This window comes from Streptomyces sp. NPDC052064 (genome assembly GCF_055585925.1).
Genome location: NZ_JBVJJE010000006.1, coordinates 180043 through 199553, shown reverse-complemented (window position 1 = coordinate 199553; position 19511 = coordinate 180043). Strand labels below are relative to the sequence as shown.

Below are 19511 nucleotides of genomic sequence, written 5' to 3'. Positions count from 1 at the left end.
CGACAACGCCGCCGTCTGTTCCGCTGCGGACGACGACGCCGCAGAATGGGACCGTGGACATGGACGTCCTCACGGTTTCAGGCGTGCGGGACAGGCTCGGCAAGGCGCTCTTCAGCCGCGTCGCGGGACCGGACGGTCCCGCCAACCGAGCTCGCATCCACAACACCCCGGGTCCGCGATGGTTCGGCGCGGAACGGCCCATCCGCGTCGTGCACGGCGACGCCTCGATGTTCATCGGCGGACTGCGCGCCCTGCTGCTGCAGTCCCTGCACCCGTTGGCCATGGCCGCAGTGGCCGCTCATTCCGGATACCGCGGCGACCCCTGGGGGCGATTGCAGCGTACGAGTACGTTCCTCGCCGTGACGACCTTCGGAACCGCCGAAGACGCCCGCAGCGCCGTCGAACGGGTCCGCGCGATCCATGAGCGGGTCAAGGGGGTGACAGCGGAGGGCGAGCCCTACTGGGCCGCCGATCCCCACCTGCTCGAGTGGGTGCACGTCACCGAGACGGACAGCTTCCTTCGCGCCCACGAGCGCTTCGGGGCCCGGCCCTTCGCATCCACCGACTACGACGCCTACGTGGCGGACACGGCGAAGGTGGCGACGGCCCTCGGGGTGCCGGACCCGCCCCGGACGCGGGCGGAGCTCGAAGCACGCCTGGCCGCGTACCGTCCGGAACTCCGTGCCACCCCCGAGTGCCGGGCGACCGCGCGCTTCCTGCTGGTACACCCACCGCTGCCGCTTGCCGCCCGGCCCGCCTACGCCCTGCTCGCCGCCAACGCGGTGACGTCCCTCCCGGAGTGGGCCCGCAAACTGCTGGGGCTTCCGCGCGTCCCCGTGTTCGAGGACGTCGCGATACCGCTCACCGGCCATGTCCTGACCAGGGCGATCAGGTGGAGCATGAATCCCCCGCCGGCGGGTGACGTCCGGTGAGCGTGCCGCCACTTCGGACGCACCGAGGCGGACATCGAACAGGCGCTTACGCGCGCTGTTCGGCGAACCGGACCCGGCGGACGAGGACCTCCCGCGACTCGGCCCACACACCGACCAGGCGCCCGGTGAACCCGCCCGCCACTTCGGTGGAGAGATAGCGTCCGTCCAGACGGGCGAGGACATCGGTGCCGGTTCCGTCGACGATGCCCAGCTCGATGTCGTCCGGTCCGTTCCAGGTCGGCTGTGTGGATCGGATGCGGAGGGTGACAGGGGAGCCGGCCAGCGGACGGGAGCCGAGAACCGTCTGGATCTGTCCGATCCGGGCGACGGCTGTGACTTCGCCGTCGGCGACGCGCAGCCCGTACCAATGAGCACCATCGAGCCGTAGCGCGACCGTGAACGCGCTCTCCCCCGGATCGATGAGGAAGTCGGCCTCCCAGTGGCCTCCGCCGACCCGGGTGAACAGGCCCGAGGGCTCACCGGTCGCGCTCGGTGCGTGACCCACGGCCACCGCTCCCGGCACGCCGCGGACGAACCGGTCGGGACGCTCTCCCGGCGAGACCCACCTGAGATGGAGCCCGGGCGCGGAGAAGTCGTCCTCGAAGTCCCGTTGCGCGGTGGGGACGCGGAGGCCCGCCGGCTCGAAGTGTGGCCAGTCCTCCACCCAGGAGACCTCGGCGAGGAACGTCTCACGCCCGTTGACGTGGAAGCGCGGGCTGCGGCCTCGCGGCCGTGTGCCGAGATACACCGCTGCCCACGTCCCGTCGGGGCGCTCGACCAGATCGGCATGACCGACGTTCTGGACGGGATGAGCCGTGCTGCGGTGGCTGAAGACCGGATTGTGCGGGGCGGCTTCGAACGGCCCTAGGGGACTGCGTGAGCGTGCGACCGACACCACGTGGCCCCGGTCGGTGCCGCCTTCGGCGATGACCAGGTACCACCAGTCGCCGCGCCGGTAAAGGTGTGGCCCTTCGGAATGGGCCAGGCCGGTGCCGTGCCAGATCCACCGCGGCTGTTCGAGGAGCACGCCCTGCTCCGGATCGACCGCGACCTGTCTGATGCCGATCTCGGTCTCCGACCACGAGCAGTAGGTGACCAGGCAGATACCCTCATCGTCCCAGGCCAGGTCCGGGTCGATGCCGTCGAGTTCGGTCAGGCACACCGGTGCCGACCACGGCCCGGCCGGGTCGGTCGCGTGGTAGATCTGATGACCACCGCGAGCATCGTCGATGTTCGTGGTGATCAGCCGGAACCGTCCCTCGTGGTGGCGCAGCGTCGGGGCGTAGACGCCCCGACTCGACGGCGACCGGCCCGCGGGGAACTGATCGTCCCTCGTCAGGGCGTTGCCGATCTGACGCCAGGACACCAGGTCCCGGGAATGCCAGATCGGGACGCCGGGGCTGTACTCGAACGACGAATTCGCCAGGAAGTAGTCCTCGCCGACCCGGCACACCGATGGGTCGGGATACATCCCAGACAAGATCGGGGCGGTCGCCGCGTCGGCGCTCCTACCGCCTTCCGGCAGCATCGAACTCATGCGAAACACTTTCCTTTGGTTCGACGGTTCGAACCCGGGCAGATCAGCAGCCGTTCGGGCACGTTCGGGTGTGGGGCGTCACTGAGGCTCGGCCGATGTGCCGGCCCGGCGGGCCGGGTCGTAGGCGCGCAGGAAACCGCACATGCCCAGGGTCTGCCGGGGCGGTCGGGCGATACGTGAGACGGTCGCCTTGTACAGGTGGTTGAGGTCGCCGTTGCGCAGCGAATCGATCTGCCGCAGCGCCGCCCGTGCGGCGGCCAGCGCACCGTCCTCGACCGTCTTCTCCCAGGTGTCCAGGCGCGGCTGGACGAGTCGCACGGCTGCCGCACAGAAGTCCTCGTAGGCCGAGCGGTTGCCGCGCCGCCACTGCCGCGTCAGCTCCCTGAACCCCTCGATGGCAAGGTCCCTGCGTGCCTGGGCGCGCTCGGGGTCGGGGGTCCCGTCGGCGTCGAGGAGCGAGGCCGCGTCCGGATAGGTCTCGGGGGAGAGGTGCGCGGGCGGGAAGGTCATGACCGCGTCGCCCGCCTCAGGAAGGCCGCTGTTCTGCATGACGACGATCACGCGCAGGTCCTCGTCGTTGATGGCGCGGTGGATCGTTCCCGGCGTGAACCAGACCGTGTCTCCGGGGTGCAGCTCGGTCGTCGTGTGGCCCTTGTAGTTGAGGGTCTCCAGCCGGCCGCGGCCGCTGACGACGACGTAGCACTCCGAGCAGACGAGGTGCATGTGGGGTGAGCCGCCGTGTTCGTCGTCCGCCGTGGGCCAGGGGTACACCTCGAGCTGGCTCAGTCCCACGGCCCCGGGGAAGTCGGGGAGGGCGGTCACGGCGCGAACCTCTGGGCGATCGGCTCGAGTTCACGACGGTCCACCAGGCGGTCGATGAACACGAAGCGGTGGCTCAGGGACAGGGTCTCACCGGGCTCGAGCTTGACCTCGGTGTCGAAGGCGGGCGACGGGTTGAGGCAGGCGAAGGCACTGCTGCGGGCGAACCACTTCAGCGGGACGGCGGCCGTGGTGGTGCCGGCGTAGGCGAGGACCGTGGCCCCGCCGTCGATCTCGTCGTGCTCGCCGGTGATGGCCGCCCAGGCGCCCTGGGTGCCCATGACGGCATCGCCTTCATGCCCCCCGTCGGCGATGACGTCCGCGCCGGTCCAGGCCCGGGGCCCGCGCCAGAACAGTCCGGTGTAGCCGGCGCTGGGGCGGCCGTGCGTGGTGGGGCTGCCCATCTCCAGCGGTTCGCGGTGGACGTTGGTCAGGGCCGTGGTGAAGTCCAGCGCCCAGACTCCGTCGGCGGTGTCGGCGGTGTCGGCGCTGTGGAAGCGGAGCGTGCGGGTCTCGTCGATCCACACCTCGTCGCTGGAGGCGATCCAGTCCAGGACCTGGACGACCGTCACCTCGCTGCCGCCGACGTCCTGCCGGTCGAAGGCGCGGTGCACCTGGCAGCCGTGGTTCTCACGCCAGACGTAGCCGTGTCCGGGTGCGCCCGCCTCGAAGGTGGGCCCGCCCCAGAAGTTGTCCCCGGACAGGTGCGACCAGGTCATCTGCAGGCCCTTGTGCCAGCGGTGGTCCCAGGGCCGGTAGACGCCCACGGGTGCGCCGGAGAGGGTTTTCAACGGGTAGAGATACGGCTTGGGGGATTCTTCGAGCGGGGTGTCGGGCCGGTAGACGTACGTGGCGAGGTCCACGCCCGCGGCCGACACCACGAACTCGGTTCCGGCGGCGTCGTGCTCGATGCGCAAGGGGGTCTCAGACACCGGTCTTCTCCTTGACGGCGTTGTCCCGGGCGGCGGCGGGGCGGCCGCTCATGGAGTGGTAGTACGGGTTGGCCGGGGTGATCATGCCCGGTGTGACGGGGCGTCCGGTGCTCGCCGACTCGTACAGGGCCGCGATGAAGGCCAGGACGCGGCGGCCGTCGTCACCACCGGCCTCCGGGCGTTCTCCGGCGCGCAGCGACCGCAGCAGCGCGCGCAACTGTGCGGCGTGCGAACTGGGTTCGTCGTCGAGCGGTGCTCCCAGCTCCACCGCCGTGGCGCCGGCCCGGTGGGGCGCGGGGGTCCACGTCCAGTCGGAGTTGTCGTAGCCGTAGAGGTGGGACAGCTCGACGGTGGCCTCGGGGAAGTCGAAGCGCAGGTAGCTGGTCTCACGGGGAGACAGGAGGCTGTTGATGACGGAGACCATGGCCCCGCCGGCGAAGCGGACCATCGCCATGGAGACGTCCTCGGTCTCCACGTCGCGGGCCAGCGTGCCCATGGCGGCGCGGACTTCGGTCCAGTCCCCCATCAGGGACAGCATGAGGTCCATCTGGTGGATGCCGTGGCCCATGGTGGGACCGCCGCCCTCGGTCTCCCACTTGCCGCGCCAGGGAACCTCGAAGTAGGCGTCGTCCCGATACCACAGGGTGTGGCAGACACCGACCAGAGGAGCGCCGAGGCTGCCGGTGCGGATGTGCTCCCGCAGGGCCCGGGCGGCGGACCCGAAGCGGTGCTGGAAGACGTAGGAGACGTAGGGGCCGCCCTCGCGCTCGTGGGCGGCGACGGCGTCGTACTCGGCGACCGAGAGGGTGGGGGGTTTCTCGCACCACACCGACGCGCCGGCGTCCAGACAGGCGGTGATGGCCTCGCCGTGGGCGATCGGGGGCGTGCAGACGATGACCAGGTCCGGGTGCTGCTCCTGGAGCATCCGGTCGAGGCTGTCGTAGGCGGCGGGAATGCCCCAGCGGGCAGCGAACGCCTCGGCGCGCCGCAGGTCGACGTCGACCACGGCAATGACGGTCGCCTCGCCGTTCTGGGCGTGGACGGCGGGCATGTGGCAGCCGTCGGCGATGTTGCCGGCACCGACGATCGCCACCCTCGCGGGCTGGCTGTACTCAGTCATGTGGCTCTTTCGTGGAAGCTCGGGCGGTGCCTGGGCGCGGCACCGGGGGTTCGTCAACCGCTGACGAAGAAGGTCGGTTCGACCTGCTCAGCCCAAGGCGTGCACGCGTGACCGTGCGGTCGAGGGGAACGGCTCTGTCGGACGAAGCTCGGCTCTCGCCGATGCGAACACGGCGGCAACCCGAACGTAGTGAACGATCACCTTCAGGGTCAAGAGTTGCGTAGTGATCGTTCACATTGTGTGTGACGCCTTACCGGACCGCCGACCGGATTCAGCGGTCGACCGGGCCGCTCGACCCTCGCGGCACGAGGCGGAACAGATCCGTCACCTCGGACTGCGGCTCGGGCTCGCCGCGCAGAAGAGCGAGCAGCGACAGCATCGACCGGCGGCCGACCTCTTCCTTTTTGATGTGCACCGTCGAGATGCTCGGCGAGAAGTATTGGGTGAACTCCTCGTCGTCCCAGCCGAAGACGCTCATCTCCTCGGGCACCCGCATACCGCGGTCCTGGAAGCCGCGGAGTACCCCCAGAGCGACATAGTCGTTGGCGGCCAGCACGGCCGTCACGCCGGCATCGGCGGGCAGGTCCCGCGCGGCCTCGTAGCCGGAGCGCACGGACCAGTCCCCGTCGACGACGCCGTAGGACGTAAGGCCCAGTCGCTCGACCGCCTCCACGTAGACCGCCCGCCGGTTGCGTGCCGAGGCCCAGTCCTGCGAGCCGGCGACGTGGAGGAACCGGCGGTGTCCCTGGTCCGCGAGGTGACGCAGGATCTCCTCGACGGGCCGTCCGTCGGCCAGTCGTCCCCGGGACTGGAGGTTGTCGTCGTACTCGCCCAACACCACCACGGGCCGCTGCCCGGCGCCCTGGCCGCCGGCGAGGTCCCCCAGCGGCACCAAAGACAGCACCCCGTCCGCCTGCCGGGCCTCCAGCAGGGACAGCACGCTGCGGGCGCGCCGCGACTCGCCGCCCTCCAGCCCGACGACGTCGGTCATGTACCCGGCCTCGTGCGCCGCGGCTGAGGCGCCCCTCAGTAGAGGGATCGGAACAAAGCCGCTCAACTCGGGCAGCACGATGGTGATCCGGTGGGACCGCTGCGTGCGCATCGACCGCGCCATGAGGTTGGGCCGGTAGTCCAGCTCGGCGACGGCCCGCTCGATCCTCGCTCGCGTCGCCGGCTTCATGCCGCTGTCGTTCTTCAGGAACCGGGACACGGTCTGGTGCGACACGCCGGCCCGCTTGGCGACCTCCCAGATGGTCGGCCGCTTCCTCTCCGGGTCGGAGGCCGCCCCCGGACCGGCGGCCTTCGCGGCGGGCCGACCGGCCTTCCGCACCGGCAGAGGACGCCCTGCCTGCTCGCACAGAAACTCCAGCAGCTCCGCGCCGGATGCCTCCGCGGGCAGCCCGTAGGCGCCGGCGAAGGCCGCGACCCGCGGCGCGAGGTCGTCGACGCGCACCAGGCCACGGGCGGCGGCTTCGGCGACGAACGTGCCCGTACGGGCCGCGTCGGCACGGGCTTCCAGCAGGTCTACGACGGTGCGCGGCACGGTGGTGACGGGTAGCCCGTCGACGACGGTGATGTCCTCGGCGTCCGTGGCCGCGCGGTGCAGCACGACGGTCTCGTCACGAGTGGTACGGCGTGACGAGACCGTCAGCTCCACAAGGTCGGTGGGCCGGCCGCCCAGGCCGTGCACCGCACACGCGGAGGTGTGGGAGACGACGCCCGACCCGGGGCCGTCGGTACGGCGGTCCCGCCCCGGGGTCCCGGGATCCAGCCGCAGCCACGCGACCTTGATCCTGAGGTGCTCCGGCGGGGGAGAGGCGGCCAGGCGGTACACCCCGTGGCCGACGCTCTCCAGCGCCCCGGACCGCTCCAGCCGCAGGAGCTGGACGCCTTGCACGCCGTCCAGCTTCGCCTGGGCGGTGGTCACCAGACCCCACTGGCCGGCGGCCCTGGCGTCCAGGGCCCGCAATACGTCGGCCTGAGTCATGCAGCAATCATTACACGGGCACCCTGCGCCGTCCCCTCCCCGCGTGTACCGCCTTTCCGGCCTCGCGGGAGAAGGGACGGCGGGGGCGGCTACTTCGGCTGGAACTCCCAGACCGTGCTAGCGTCCTGCGTTCCGGTGTTCCACTTCGCCTCACTCGCGGAGTTCCCGTACAGGTAGGCCCTTCCCGTGTGGGTGTTCCTGACGCGGAGCCCGCCTGCCGCGACCCCTTCCAGGTTCCAGAGCGAGGCGTCCGCGACAGTGCCGGTGTTCCATATGACGTTGTTGTCGGTGGCGGCGGCTTCCAGATAGAAGCGTCCCGTCCGCGCGTTCCTGATGGTCCAGGACCCGGACGAGTCCTTGGCGACGATCCAGTCCTGGTCGTCGTAGACGGTCGCGGACGCGAGGATGACCGCGCCGTCCGCATCGGTGTCGAGGTACTTGCCCGAGGACGTGTTCCTCAGCTTGTACCGCGCGCCGCTGACGAGGTAGGCGACCCGCACGCACTCGCCGGCCGCCAGGGCGACGACGGTGTCCCCGGACACGGTGCTGTACGCCTTGGTGCCGGACTTCACCCAGTTGTCGTTCGCGTCGTACTGGCCGATTTCGACGGACCGTACGACGCCGATGGTTCCCGGCAGTGTGAACGTGGCCTGGGTCGTGGTGGTGAAAGCGAACTCGGCCGCACCGCGCCTGACGCCGAATGCCTGCGCACCGCTCGATGTCGTAAACGTGATGTCGGCGCCGCCCACGGTCTTGGTGGTGGTGGTGCTGGCGCTCGCGCTCCGGTTGAACGTCTGCAGGTCGGTTCCGCCGCGTTCCACCGGACGCTTGCTGGCGAGGTCCCGGTGGATCTTGTTCAGCACATGGTTGAGCCGGGCGACCTTGTCCGAGACGGCCTTGCGGGTGACGACCTTCGTGGTGGGGTTGAAGTCGTACAGGCCGTGGTTGCTGCTGCCCGTGCTGGAGTCCGGGTCCAGAGCGGCGTACAGATTGAAGGCGGTGTTGCCGGCGATGCCGTTGAACTTCTCGACGTCCGCTGCCGGGGTCCCTCCGAAGTTCTCCATGATCATGGGGAAGTTCTTCCCCTGGGCCCAGACGGCGTCCCTCCCGTAGTTGTAGAGCGTGTCGAGGCCCGTGGTGTACGGGTCCTTCCCGAAGAAGTCGATGGTCGCCGTCCCCTGGGCCCTGAGGACCTCGTTCTCGGCGACCGGCACCGTGTCCGCGCTGCCGGCGAGGTTGGTCCGGGTGTACACCGAGTAGTCCGACTGCTTGATCACCTGTCCCAGCTGGGTCAGGTAGTTCAGCAGCACGTCCTTGCGGAACTTCGTCGCGTCGGTGTATCCGCCGCTGTTCCAGAGGTCGGTGCTGTAGGTGCTGTAGCTCCGGTCGATGGACTGGCCGCCCTGCTGCTTCGACACGTTCGGTTCGTTCAGCACCTGGATGCCGACGACGGTGTGAGCGGTGTCGGCGGACGCGAGGTGGGTCATGAGCCGGCCGAGTACGAACTTCTCCCTGGCGAGCAGGTTCGGATCGGTCTTGTCAAGGAGAGGGTTGCCGTTCAGGGTCAGCTTGGTGCCGTCGGACCTCACCACGGCCTGGTAGTCGTTCATCACGTAGGCCGGCATCCGGGCCGCCAGGGACGAACCGGTCGATTCGTGGCCGAACCACAGGAGTTCCAGCTTGAGGCCGTACTCCCCGCACCAGGCCAGGTACCGGTCGATGTCGGTGAAGTCGAAAACGTCCTTCGAGGTCTCCACCTTCGACCACCAGATCGGGATGTTCACCACGGTGAACCCGTCGTCGCGGATCATCCCGAGCACCGGCTTCAACTGGGCGTCCGTCCAGCCGAACGTGTACTTGTGCTTCTCGTACCGGAACTGGACGCCACTGTGGAAGAAGGGCTTCCCGTCGACCATCAGGACGATCTTGTCGTACGTGGACCTCGATGTGTCGACGTAGGACACCACGCCGCCGGCCGCGGCGGCCCGCGGGAGGCCGCCGACGAGGTTCAGCGCCATGCCCCCGAGGGCTGCCGCCCCGCTCGTGGCGAGGAATCTGCGGCGCGACCAAGGGCCGGTGTTCGACTTCATTGCACTACCTCCGTGTCAGGTGAACTTCTGCCGGATAGTGAACGATCACGATTGAGGGTTCGACGGCGCCCGTCAGGAACCTTCGAGGCAGGGGCGTCGGGCGCAGCGCGATCGAGCCGACAGGCGATGGCGGGGCCCTGGTGAGCAGAGATTGACTGAAACCAACGATGGCGCACATAAGACTGGTCGAAACGCTTGTGTGTCAATGGCGTGAACGGGGAGAGTTGCGTCGCAGCCCAGAGTGGGTCGGCTCCGGTCGCACCGGTGGGACCCCCGCGAAGTGAACGATCACCCGCAGACATCTTGACCGCTCAGGTGAACGATCACTACGTTGCCCCTGCTGTAGTCGGACACCTCCTCCTTCCCGGTACATTCGGGGCTTTTCCGTGCCGCCCTCGGGCCGAGTCACGGCCGGGCCCCTTCCTCCCCACCGGGCACCGGTCGGTAGCACCAGAGATCAAGGGAGATCACGTGTATACGGTCATGCGCAGAACGGGCCGTCGGCCCCGAAGATGGGCCGGCTCCCTGGCCGCCGGCATCCTGCTCCTCGCGGCCTTCCTCACGGCTCCGGCCGCCTCCGCCGCCGAAACCCCGGGCGCGACGTTCATCAACGAGACGTTCGACGCTCAGACGACCCCCGCGAACTTCGGTTTCCCGGTCGGGGCCGCCATAGGCAACGGCGTACTGGAGGTCACGAAGGGCATGGGCAACTACACGACGTCCGTGCGGCCGTTCGCGTCGTCGATCACCCAGGAGAAGACGCTCGACCTGCGGTTCGACTGGAAGACGGCCATCAGCAGCACCGGGATGAAGACCGGTCTGGAACTGCGCGACAGCGCCGGACGCCTAATCTTCGGCATGGCCGCGACCGGCGCGGAGTTCCGTCACGCCGCGACAGGACCCGACTCGGACTCCACCTCCGCCCCGGACTCGCTCAATCCCACCTGGACCAAGATCAGCTTCGACCCCGCCAAGTGGTACACGGTCGATCTGCACATGGACTTCACCCTCGGCAAGATCCAGTACACGGTCACCAGCAGGGAAGCCGCGCCGAAGGTGCTGGTCTCCGTCACGAAGAGCATCACGGGACAGAACCTGGCGAAGCTCGTCGCCTGCAACTACTACGGCACCGGTGTGCAGTCGATCGACAACTTCCGCCTGATCCGCCCCGTGAACCCCGCCTACGGCTCCCTCGCCGGCTCGTCCGTCTACGCCTTCGGTGACAGCATCGTCTACGGGCACCAGTACGCGCGCAGCTTCGTGAACTTCGTCGCCGAACGCGAGGGCATGACGCTGACGAAGTACGCGCGCAACGGCGCGACCGTGGGACCGGCGCCCACCGCCATCGGTGGACAGATCCTGAACCAGGTGAAGTCGGCGAGCTCGCAGGCGCCCGACTTCGTCGTCTTCGACGGCGGCACGAACGACGCGATGGAGATCCACGACTCGCACACCTACGAGGTCGGCACCGTCAGCGGCTCCCAGGACCCCGCCACCCTCGACCCCGGCACCTACGCCGGGGCACTCGAAACCACCATCCACACCATGCGGCAGAAGTGGCCGACCGCCCAGCTCGTCTACGTGGCCGCCCACAAGATGGGCTCGCGCGACTGGGACACCCAGCTCGCCCTGCGCCAGGTGCAGTTGCAGGCCGCCCAGAAGTGGGGCGTCGCGGTGGCCGACGTCTTCGGGGACGCGACGCTCGACACGCGCGTCGACGCCCAGCGGGTGGCGTACACCTTCGACGGACTCGTGGGCGGCTACCCGGGCAGCGGCGGCAGCGGCACGCATCCGAACATCGCCGGGATCACCGACTTCTACGTCCCTGTGCTCTCGTCGGAACTGTCCCGGCTGGCCGACACGACGACGATCGAGGCGCGGCACTCGGGCAAGTGCGCCAAGGCGGTCGGCTCCTCGACCGCGGCCGGAGCCGCGATCGAGCAGGCCGGCTGCGCCGGCGGTGACGACCAGCGGTGGCAGCTGCACGAAGTCGGCGGAGGCTACTACCAGATCCTCTCCCGGCACTCGGGGCTGTGCCTCGACGTGGCCGGTTCCTCCACGGCGAACACGGCCGCGATCGTCCAACAGACCTGCGACGGCCGCACCAGCCAGCAGTGGCGGCTGAGCGACACCGGCACCGGCTTCGTCGAGATCGTCGCCCGTCACTCCGGCAAGTGCCTCGACGTGGACCGGGCCCTCATGACGGACGGGGCCCGACTGCTGCAGTACACCTGCTGGAACGACGAGTCGCACACCAACCAGCACTGGACTGTGCAGGTCTGACATGAGGAACGCGTGCCGCCCGGTGACGGCGGACTCGGCGGCCGGCCGCACGGCCCGGACAGGGACCATGCGGCCGGCCGGGCCGGACGATCAGCGTGACAGCCGGGCTCGACCGGCCGATGCGGTCGGCTCCGGCGAGACGGCAAGAGGAAAGGGCCCGGTTTGCCATGGAGAACTCGGCAGTACAGTACCGATGGGCGCGCGGGGCGTGGAGATGCGGCGGGGGGCGGCACGGTGGACGCGGACACGGGACCGGAGCGAGCGGAGCGGGACGTGAAACGGCCGAAGCCGCCGCCCAGAAAGCGTCCCACCATCCTCGACGTCGCGGCGCACGCGGGGGTGTCGCATCAGACCGTCTCGCGCTTCCTGCGGGGCAACGGTGGCATGAAGCCGCAGACGGTGGCCCGAATAGAGCAGGCCGTGGCCGACCTGGACTACCGGCCCAACCTGGTGGCGCGGTCGATGCGCACCCGCAAGTCGAACCGTGTCACCGTGGTCCTTCCGGCCATGACGACCTTCGTGCCTTCGCAGATCCTGCGGGGAGCGTCCGCCGAGGCGCAGGCGGCCGGCTACCTGCTGGACATCGTCGGCCTGGAAGGCGACGAACGGGTCAGAGGCGACCGCGTCCGCGCCCTGCTCGACTCCGGTCAGGCAGACGGAGTGCTGACCTTCACCCCCATCGGCGACCTGGAGAAGCTGGGGCTGGACCATACGCCGACCGTCGTCATAGGTGAGTACGACGACCAGATGCGGTCCCACGGAATCACGGCTGACGGCGAGCCGGCCGCCATGATCATCGATCACCTCGTCTCCCTGGGGCATCGGCGCTTCGTCCATGTCGCCGGCAGTACGGACTGGATGTCGGCACGCAAGCGACGCGAGGTCTATCTGCGGACGGTCGCCGAGCGGGGCCTGGAGAACTACGCCGTCATCGACGGTGACTGGTCCGTGCGGTCCGGATACGACGCGGCCCAGGGCCTGTCGGCGGACTCCGGCGTCACCGCGGTCCTCGCCGCCAACGACGACGTCGCCATGGGCGTGATCCGTGGCTTCCAGGACCGCGGGTGGCGGGTCCCGGATGACGTGAGCGTCTTCGGCTGGGACAACCAGGAGTTCACCGCGTACTTCAACCCGTCCATCTCCACCGTGGATCTCGACCGCGAGGCCATGGGCCGGCGGGCCATGCAGGCCTTGCTCGCCCGCATCCGCGAGGAGACCGAGCCGGAACTGCATCTGGACCTCGACTGCCGCCTCGTGCTGCGCGAGTCGTCCGGACCGGCGAGGACGAACCACACCATCTAGCCCGTCGGCCCCATCAGCCGGCCGTCGCGCAACGGGCGTTCGGACGGACAAAAGCGCCCGAACGCCTCGTCCGCACCGGGCGGAACACGCTGACCCGGCATGTTCCCGCGCGGTCGCGTTCCGCTTCCGTACCGGCCCGGAACCGGTGAAGTCGCACCAAGTACCCAAGTGTTATGTAGAGAACTCTTGACCGAGATGTGGCCGGTTACTACGCTCGCAACGTGAACGTTCACTATTGCTGACGCACACAGCCTTCAACTCGGCGCGACGCTCGCGGTCGACCCCGCGGATCAGCTCGGCACATCGACCAAGGCTCCAGCTTACGTTCACAACCCCCCTGTCAGAGCCGCTGCAGCCCACCCGGGATCCCGATAAGCCGGGCCGGCTGCCAGCAACCGGATCGCAAGTAACTTTCGCGGCCCGCAAAGCAGCCGAGTTGTGTAGTTGGCCGCCACGCGGCGAGACGGCCGGCGTCGTACGCCGGCTTCTTGAGACCACGTTTCCCCCGTCTGGGCGCACCGCCCAGTGATGGCAGCAGAGGAGCCCCACCATGAACCACTCGTCCCGTCCGAGCAGACGCTCTCGACTCCGTGCGGTCGGGCTGACCTGTTCGGTCTTCGCCCTGGTCCTGTCCGCGGGCTGCGCCGCGGACTCCTCCGGCAGCGACGGCGGCAAGACCGTCATCCGGTTCAACTGGTGGGGGTCGGACGTCCGGCACGAGCAGACCAAGCAGATGATCGCGGAGTTCGAGAAGAAGCACCCGAACATCGACGTCCAGCCCGAGTACTCCAACTGGGACGACTACTGGAAGAAGCTGTCCACCAGCGCGGCCGCCAATGACATGCCCGACGTCCTGCAGATCACGGACCCGTTCATGTACTCGTACATCGACAACGGGCAGCTGATGGACCTGAAGAAGGTCAAGGACGTGCTGAACACCGACAAGCTGCCCCCGAACTCGATGTCGATGACGACCGTGAAGGGCGGCCTCTACGGCGTCCCGGCCGGCGACAGCGCGTTCGGCGTCGCCGTGGATCCGGCGGCGTTCAAGAAGGCCGGTGTGCCCATTCCGGACGACACCAAGTGGTCGTGGAACGACTACGTGAAGACCGCCACCGCCATCGCCAAGTCGAAGTCGAAACTGGTCGGCAGTGTGATGCCTCTCTACCCCAACATGGTGGGCCCCTGGCTGCGGCAGCACGGTGAGGACTACTGGACCGAGGACGGCAGCCAGATCGGTTTCACCGAGGGCACCATGGCCGCCTACTGGGAGTGGGTCGTCAAGCTGCGTGACAGCGGTGGCACGACCAGCCCCGAGGCGGCGGTCGAGGCCCTGGCCTCAGGAGCCGGCATCGAGCAGAACCTGGTCGCCCAGCACAAGGCGGCCATGACCGAGATGTCCGTCACCCAGCTCGGCGCGCTGGAGGCCGCCAGTGGGCGCGAGACCAAGCTGCTGCTCTTCCCCGGCGAGGACGGTGCCGCCCAGGTCGGCGCCTACACCAAGCCCGGCGTCTTCTACGGGGCCTCGGCGCGGACGGAACACCCCAAGGAGGCCGCGCAGCTGCTCGACTTCCTGGTCAACTCCCCCGAGGCGGGCAAGATCGGGAAGTTCGACCGCGGTGTTCCCGTCAACCCCGACGTGCTCAAGGCGATCACGCCCGAGTTGTCCCCCGCTGAGAAGCGGATCGCCGACTACCTGCGCCGTGCCAACGCCCTGAAGCCGACCGCGGTGCACCTCCCCAACGCGGAGGCCGGTCCCGCTGTCCCGGAGATCTTCCAGCGCCTCAACGAGGACGTGCTGTTCGACCGCCTGTCGCCGAAGGCGGCGGCCAAGAAGTTCATCTCCGAGATCAAGTCCCAGCTCTGAGCTGCCCCATGTAGTAGCGCTTCTGGAAGGAATCCCCGCTGTGTCCGATCCGCGCACGAACGATCCGCGCATGAACACCTTTCGCAGTCGACTGCCGGGAGTCGTCTACGGCGGGGACTACAACCCGGAGCAGTGGCCGAGGGAGGTGTGGCAGGAGGACGTCCGGCTCATGCGAGCCGCGGGCGTGCGGCTCGTGAGCCTGGGCGTCTTCTCCTGGGCCATGCTGGAGCCGGCCGACGGCGAGTTCGACTTCTCATGGCTCGACGAGATCATGGACCTGCTGTGGGCGAACGGCATCCATGTCAACCTCGCGACGCCGAACGCCGCGCCACCTCCGTGGCTCGCCACGGATTTCCCCGAGATCCTGTCGGTGGACCGGCAGGGAGTGCGGCACGGCATCGGCAGTCGAGGACACTTCTGCCCCTCCTCCCCGGTCTACCGGGACCGCAGCCGGCGCATCGCCACCAAGCTGGCCGAGCGGTACGGGAGCCATCCGGCACTGGCCATGTGGCACATCGGCAACGAGTACCACTCCGACTGCTTCTGTGACCTGTGCGACGACCGCTTCCGCGAGTGGCTGCGGCAGCGGTACGGCACGCTGGACGAACTCAACCACCGGTGGGGCACCGAGTTCTGGAGCCAGCGCTACGGCGACTGGTCCCAGGTGCACCTGCCCCGACCCGTGCGCGGCTGGGTCAATCCCACCCGTGAGCTGGACTTCTCCCGCTTCACCTCCGACCTCCTGCTGGAACTGGTCACGCAGGAGCGCGACCTGCTCCACCAGATCACCCCCGATGTGCCGGCGACCACCAACTTCTTCGGGTGCCGGCTGACCGACAGCCACCGGTGGGCGAAGGAACTCGACGTCGTCGCCTTCGACTGCTACCCCGACCCCGGCAAGCCGCACTCGTTGGCCGTCGCCGCCTTCCAGTACGACCTGATGCGCACCCTGCGCGGCGGGCAGCCCTGGATGCTGATGGAACAGGCGGCCGGCGCGGTGAGCCAGTGGAAGACCAACCAGGTCAAACAGCCGGGCCGGATGCGTCTGGGCTCCTACCAGGCCGTCGCGCACGGCTCCGACGCGGTGATGTTCTTCCAGTGGCGGGCCTCACGCCAGGGGCAGGAGAAGTTCCACTCGGCGATGCTCCCGCACGGCGGTGAGAAGACCCGGACCTGGCAGGAGGTCAAGGCCCTCGGCAACGAACTGCGGGCCATCGACGAGATCGCCACAGCGCGCACCAGCGCCCAGGTCGCGATCGTCTGGGACTGGCAGAACTGGTGGGCCGTGGAAGGCTGCGCCCACCCGGACAACGCCTTCGACTACCGGGACACCGTCGCCCGGCACTACCGGGCCCTGTGGAACAGCCAGGTCGCCGTCGACGTCGTCACCCTCGACTACGACCTGTCGCCCTACCGTGTCCTGGTCATCCCCAACCAGTACCTGATGACACGTCAGCACAGTGCGGCTCTGCACAGGTTCGTGGAGGACGGCGGCCATCTCGTCGTCTCGTACTTCTCCGGGATCGTCGACGAGGACGACCGGATCGTCGAAGGCGGATATCCGGGGGCCCTGCGCGAGGTCATCGGCGCGCACGTGCTGGAGTTCTCTCCGCTGCCCGCCGAGGCCACGGTGCCGGTCCAGGCGGCAGCCGAACAGACCGCCCTGACCGGTTTCCTCGCGACCGCTTCCCTGTGGCAGGACGACCTCGAAACGGAGACCGCCCGACCGCTCGCCGTCTACCGCAAGGGGCATCTCGCCGGCAAAGCCGCAGTGGTCGAGCACGAACTGGGCCAGGGCCGTGCCGTGTACGTCGGCACACGTCTGGACGACGACACCCTCGAGGCCCTGGTGCGGCACGTCCTGGATCGTGCCGGGGTGCGACCGGTGCACGCCGCACCACGAGGCGTCGAGGTCACCGAGCGACGGACGGACACGAGTGCCTACCTGTTCCTGCTGAACCACCGGCAGGACAAGGCGACCGTCACCCTCGACCGCTCCGGCACCGACCTGATCACCGGACGCCGCCTGGAGGCCGGGCAGACGCTCGTCCTCGACGCGGCGGACGTCGCCGTCGTGCACTGTGCGCTGTCCGCACCGCAGCACGCCGAGCCGTCGTCGAGCGACTCCTGAACCCGCACCCGATCCAAGAACCCGAGGACGATGACTGTGCTCCGCAGACACCTCAGCCAGGCGGCAAGAAAAGAAGAACGGACCGCATGGGTCTTCCTTCTGCCGTGGTTCATCGGCATGGCCGGCGTCACGCTCGGCCCGATGATCGCCTCACTGTACTTCTCGATGACGGACTACAACCTGCTGAGCTCTCCTGAGTGGGTGGGCTTCGAGAACTACAGCAAGATGCTCGACGACCCCCGATTGCGCACCTCCCTGAGCGTGACCTTCGCCTACGTCGCCCTCAGCGTGCCGTTGCTGCTGGCGGTCGCCCTCGCCCTGGCGATGATCCTCAACCGGGGCATCAGGGGACTGGCGTTCTACCGGTCCGTCTACTATCTGCCGTCGCTCCTCGGTGCCTCGGTCGCGGTGGGCATCCTGTGGCGACAGGTCTTCGGCACCGACGGCCTGGTGAACAAGTTCCTCGGACTGTTCGGCATCCACGGGCCCGGCTGGATCTCCAACCCGGACACCGCGCTGTACAGCCTCGTCGTCCTGCACGTGTGGACCTTCGGCTCTTCGATGGTGATCTTCCTGGCCGGTCTGCGGCAGATCCCCGAGCAGTACTACGAAGCCGCCGCTCTCGACGGCGCCGGCCGCTGGCACCAGTTCCGGCACGTCACCGTGCCACTGCTCACCCCGATCATCTTCTTCAACCTCGTTCTGCAGGTCATCAGCTCCTTCCAGTCCTTCACCCAGGCATTCGTCGTCAGCGGGGGGACGGGAGGTCCCTCGGACTCGACCCTCTTCTACTCGTTGTACCTGTACGAGGAGGGCTTCGGCCGGCTCCACATGGGATACGCCTCGGCCATGGCGTGGCTGCTCGTGGTGATCGTCGGTGCCCTGACCGCAATCAACTTCTACTTCAGCAAGAGATGGGTGTTCTACGGTGACGGTAAGTGAGATGACACTCCTGAAGGCCGAAGACACTCCTTCGCCTGCTCCAACTCCCGCGCCTGCTCCCGCCGCGCAGCGCCGTAGGCGGGTGGCTCGGATACGCGCGCTCGTCAAGCACGTCGTGCTGATCGCCTTCGGCCTCGTGATGGTCTACCCGCTGCTGTGGATGATCGCCAGCTCGATCAAACCGGACGCTCTCATCTTCCGTGAGCCCTCCCTGCTGCCTACGGAGACCGACTTCGGCCACTACTCCGACGGCTGGAACGCACTCTCGCACCCGTTCGGGCTGTACCTGCTGAACTCGGCGATCGTCGTGCTGGGGGCGCTGCTCGGTAACCTGGTCAGCTGCTCCATGGCGGCCTACGCCTTCGCGCGGCTGAAGTTCCGCGGGCGGGCCTTCTTCTTCGGCATGATGATGCTGACCCTCATGGTGCCGGTCTACGTGCTCATCATTCCGCAGTACGTGATGTTCTCCAAGATCGAATGGGTGAACACGTTCCTTCCGCTGATCGTCCCCAAGTTCCTGGCCACGGACGCCTTCTTCATCTTCCTGATGGTCCAGTTCTTCCGGAGTCTGCCCACCGAGCTGGACGAGGCGGCCAAGATCGACGGAGCCGGGTACTGGCGTATCTACTTCCGCATCCTGCTGCCGATCTCGTTGCCGGCCCTGGCCACCACCGCGATCTTCACCTTCATCTGGACGTGGAACGACTTCCTGAGCCAGTTGATCTACCTGACCAAACCCGAACTGCAGACGGCGCCCGTGGCACTGCGCAACTACGTCGACGCCACCAGCGGAGCGTCATGGGGATCCCTGTTCGCGATGTCCGTCATCACGCTGATCCCGGTCTTCATCGTCTTCCTCGTCGGCCAGCGCTATCTCGTCAAGGGAATCGCCACCACGGGAATGAAGTAGGCCTTCCTCTGGAGGACTCAGTGCGGGACGGCGCTTTCAGGCGGCGTTGGCGGTGGCGCCATGCAGTTGAGCTTCCGCCCTCTCCTCGCCCGATGCTTTCGGGTTACTGAAAGTGCGTGACCGGCAGTCCTACGAGTTCGCGCTCACCTCGGCGGCCGTCGCCCTGCGCATCCGCCGGCCAAGTCATCCAGGAAGCGAAGGCGGCCGCCGGAGGCGTGGGCACCGTGCCGTGGAAACTTACCGCCGTCGAGCGGCAGCTCATCGGGAAGCGGCCGTCCGACGCCCTGTGGACCCAGGCCGCCGAACGGGCCGCCGAGAGGGCGCCCGCGCGGCCCGGCTCATCGAGTTCACCGGCCTCCAGAAGCAGGCGCTGCGCGATCTCAGCACCTGAGTGGAAAAGGGCGTGGAACTGCCCCGCTCGACCGCGTACGCCGTGGACGACAGCCAGGTCGAGGTGCCGGAGACCGCGACGGCGCCGGGGCATCCAGCCCGTCGTCGACCTGACCGTCGGCCACACCGACCGGGTCGTGGTGCCCGTCGGCCGGTCAGTCACCTTCAAGGTCAGGATCGAGGTACCGCCCGGCGCGGGCCGTGTCGTGAAGACCGAAGGGGATTTCACCGGCACCGGCACCTTGACCACGAACCCATTCGGGGCCCCT

General features: G+C 68.4%; 13 protein-coding genes and 1 pseudogene. 8 read left to right on the top strand and 6 right to left on the bottom strand.

Features of this window, described 5'->3' with window-relative positions:
* The first annotated feature begins 59 nt into the window (after positions 1–59).
* On the top strand, positions 60–932 hold the full coding sequence (locus ACZ6TU_RS18035) for an oxygenase MpaB family protein (protein WP_467671492.1): 873 nt from the start codon (positions 60–62) through the stop codon (positions 930–932).
* A 46-nt stretch (positions 933–978) separates the two neighbouring features.
* Here ACZ6TU_RS18035 and ACZ6TU_RS18030 read toward each other — a convergent pair whose 3' ends face one another.
* The 6 genes from ACZ6TU_RS18030 to ACZ6TU_RS18005 all read right to left on the bottom strand — a co-directional run bounded on the left by ACZ6TU_RS18030 (position 979) and on the right by ACZ6TU_RS18005 (position 9417).
* Positions 979–2460 carry a glycoside hydrolase family 43 protein gene (locus ACZ6TU_RS18030; RefSeq protein ID WP_469549881.1) on the bottom strand — a complete coding sequence of 494 codons (1482 nt, stop codon included), beginning with the start codon at positions 2458–2460 and terminating at the stop codon, positions 979–981.
* A gap of 87 nt (positions 2461–2547) precedes the next feature.
* Positions 2548–3291, bottom strand: coding sequence for a cupin domain-containing protein (locus ACZ6TU_RS18025; RefSeq protein WP_469549445.1), 744 nt, complete (start codon positions 3289–3291; stop codon positions 2548–2550).
* Entirely contained in the window at positions 3288–4220 is a 933-nt protein-coding gene (locus tag ACZ6TU_RS18020; RefSeq protein ID WP_469549443.1) for a DUF6807 domain-containing protein, read from the bottom strand. Before ACZ6TU_RS18020 ends, ACZ6TU_RS18025 begins: the two co-directional genes overlap by 4 nt.
* Entirely contained in the window at positions 4213–5340 is a 1128-nt protein-coding gene (locus ACZ6TU_RS18015; RefSeq protein ID WP_467670898.1) for a Gfo/Idh/MocA family protein, read from the bottom strand. Before ACZ6TU_RS18015 ends, ACZ6TU_RS18020 begins: the two co-directional genes overlap by 8 nt.
* A gap of 271 nt (positions 5341–5611) precedes the next feature.
* Positions 5612–7327: a substrate-binding domain-containing protein gene (locus tag ACZ6TU_RS18010; protein WP_467670899.1), complete on the bottom strand. Its 1716-nt coding sequence runs from the start codon at positions 7325–7327 to the stop codon at positions 5612–5614.
* 89 nt (positions 7328–7416) lie between these two features.
* Complete coding sequence (locus tag ACZ6TU_RS18005; protein ID WP_467670900.1) at positions 7417–9417, bottom strand: RICIN domain-containing protein; 2001 nt, start codon at positions 9415–9417, stop codon at positions 7417–7419.
* 483 nt (positions 9418–9900) lie between these two features.
* Between ACZ6TU_RS18005 and ACZ6TU_RS18000 the strand changes: the two genes are divergently transcribed.
* From ACZ6TU_RS18000 to ACZ6TU_RS17970, 7 genes and pseudogenes are all read left to right on the top strand, one after another.
* Positions 9901–11700: an RICIN domain-containing protein gene (locus tag ACZ6TU_RS18000; RefSeq protein WP_469549440.1), complete on the top strand. Its 1800-nt coding sequence runs from the start codon at positions 9901–9903 to the stop codon at positions 11698–11700.
* Between the two features lie 273 nt (positions 11701–11973).
* Positions 11974–13002, top strand: coding sequence for a LacI family DNA-binding transcriptional regulator (locus ACZ6TU_RS17995; RefSeq protein WP_467670902.1), 1029 nt, complete (start codon positions 11974–11976; stop codon positions 13000–13002).
* A 550-nt stretch (positions 13003–13552) separates the two neighbouring features.
* Positions 13553–14869: an ABC transporter substrate-binding protein gene (locus ACZ6TU_RS17990; protein WP_469549437.1), complete on the top strand. Its 1317-nt coding sequence runs from the start codon at positions 13553–13555 to the stop codon at positions 14867–14869.
* Between the two features lie 70 nt (positions 14870–14939).
* Positions 14940–17000 carry a beta-galactosidase gene (locus tag ACZ6TU_RS17985; RefSeq protein WP_469549435.1) on the top strand — a complete coding sequence of 687 codons (2061 nt, stop codon included), beginning with the start codon at positions 14940–14942 and terminating at the stop codon, positions 16998–17000.
* 30 nt (positions 17001–17030) lie between these two features.
* Positions 17031–17942, top strand: coding sequence for a carbohydrate ABC transporter permease (locus ACZ6TU_RS17980; RefSeq protein WP_469549433.1), 912 nt, complete (start codon positions 17031–17033; stop codon positions 17940–17942).
* A gap of 82 nt (positions 17943–18024) precedes the next feature.
* Positions 18025–18852, top strand: a complete 828-nt coding sequence (locus ACZ6TU_RS17975) for a carbohydrate ABC transporter permease (RefSeq protein ID WP_469549431.1) — start codon at positions 18025–18027, stop codon at positions 18850–18852.
* Between the two features lie 62 nt (positions 18853–18914).
* A pseudogene (locus ACZ6TU_RS17970) lies at positions 18915–19175 on the top strand (FAD binding domain-containing protein); the annotation flags it as partial.
* Positions 19176–19511 lie beyond the last annotated feature (336 nt).

Bases quoted from the DNA above. Each gene is read 5' to 3' on its own strand.
- ACZ6TU_RS18035 (WP_467671492.1), top strand. From the start codon at position 60: ATGGACGTCCTCACGGTTTCAGGCGTGCGGGACAGGCTCGGCAAGGCG.
- ACZ6TU_RS18030 (WP_469549881.1), bottom strand. From the start codon at position 2,460: ATGCTGCCGGAAGGCGGTAGGAGCGCCGACGCGGCGACCGCCCCGATC.
- ACZ6TU_RS18015 (WP_467670898.1), bottom strand. From the start codon at position 5,340: ATGACTGAGTACAGCCAGCCCGCGAGGGTGGCGATCGTCGGTGCCGGC.
- ACZ6TU_RS18010 (WP_467670899.1), bottom strand. From the start codon at position 7,327: ATGACTCAGGCCGACGTATTGCGGGCCCTGGACGCCAGGGCCGCCGGC.
- ACZ6TU_RS18005 (WP_467670900.1), bottom strand. From the start codon at position 9,417: ATGAAGTCGAACACCGGCCCTTGGTCGCGCCGCAGATTCCTCGCCACG.
- ACZ6TU_RS18000 (WP_469549440.1), top strand. From the start codon at position 9,901: ATGCGCAGAACGGGCCGTCGGCCCCGAAGATGGGCCGGCTCCCTGGCC.
- ACZ6TU_RS17990 (WP_469549437.1), top strand. From the start codon at position 13,553: ATGAACCACTCGTCCCGTCCGAGCAGACGCTCTCGACTCCGTGCGGTC.
- ACZ6TU_RS17985 (WP_469549435.1), top strand. From the start codon at position 14,940: ATGAACACCTTTCGCAGTCGACTGCCGGGAGTCGTCTACGGCGGGGAC.
- ACZ6TU_RS17980 (WP_469549433.1), top strand. From the start codon at position 17,031: ATGACTGTGCTCCGCAGACACCTCAGCCAGGCGGCAAGAAAAGAAGAA.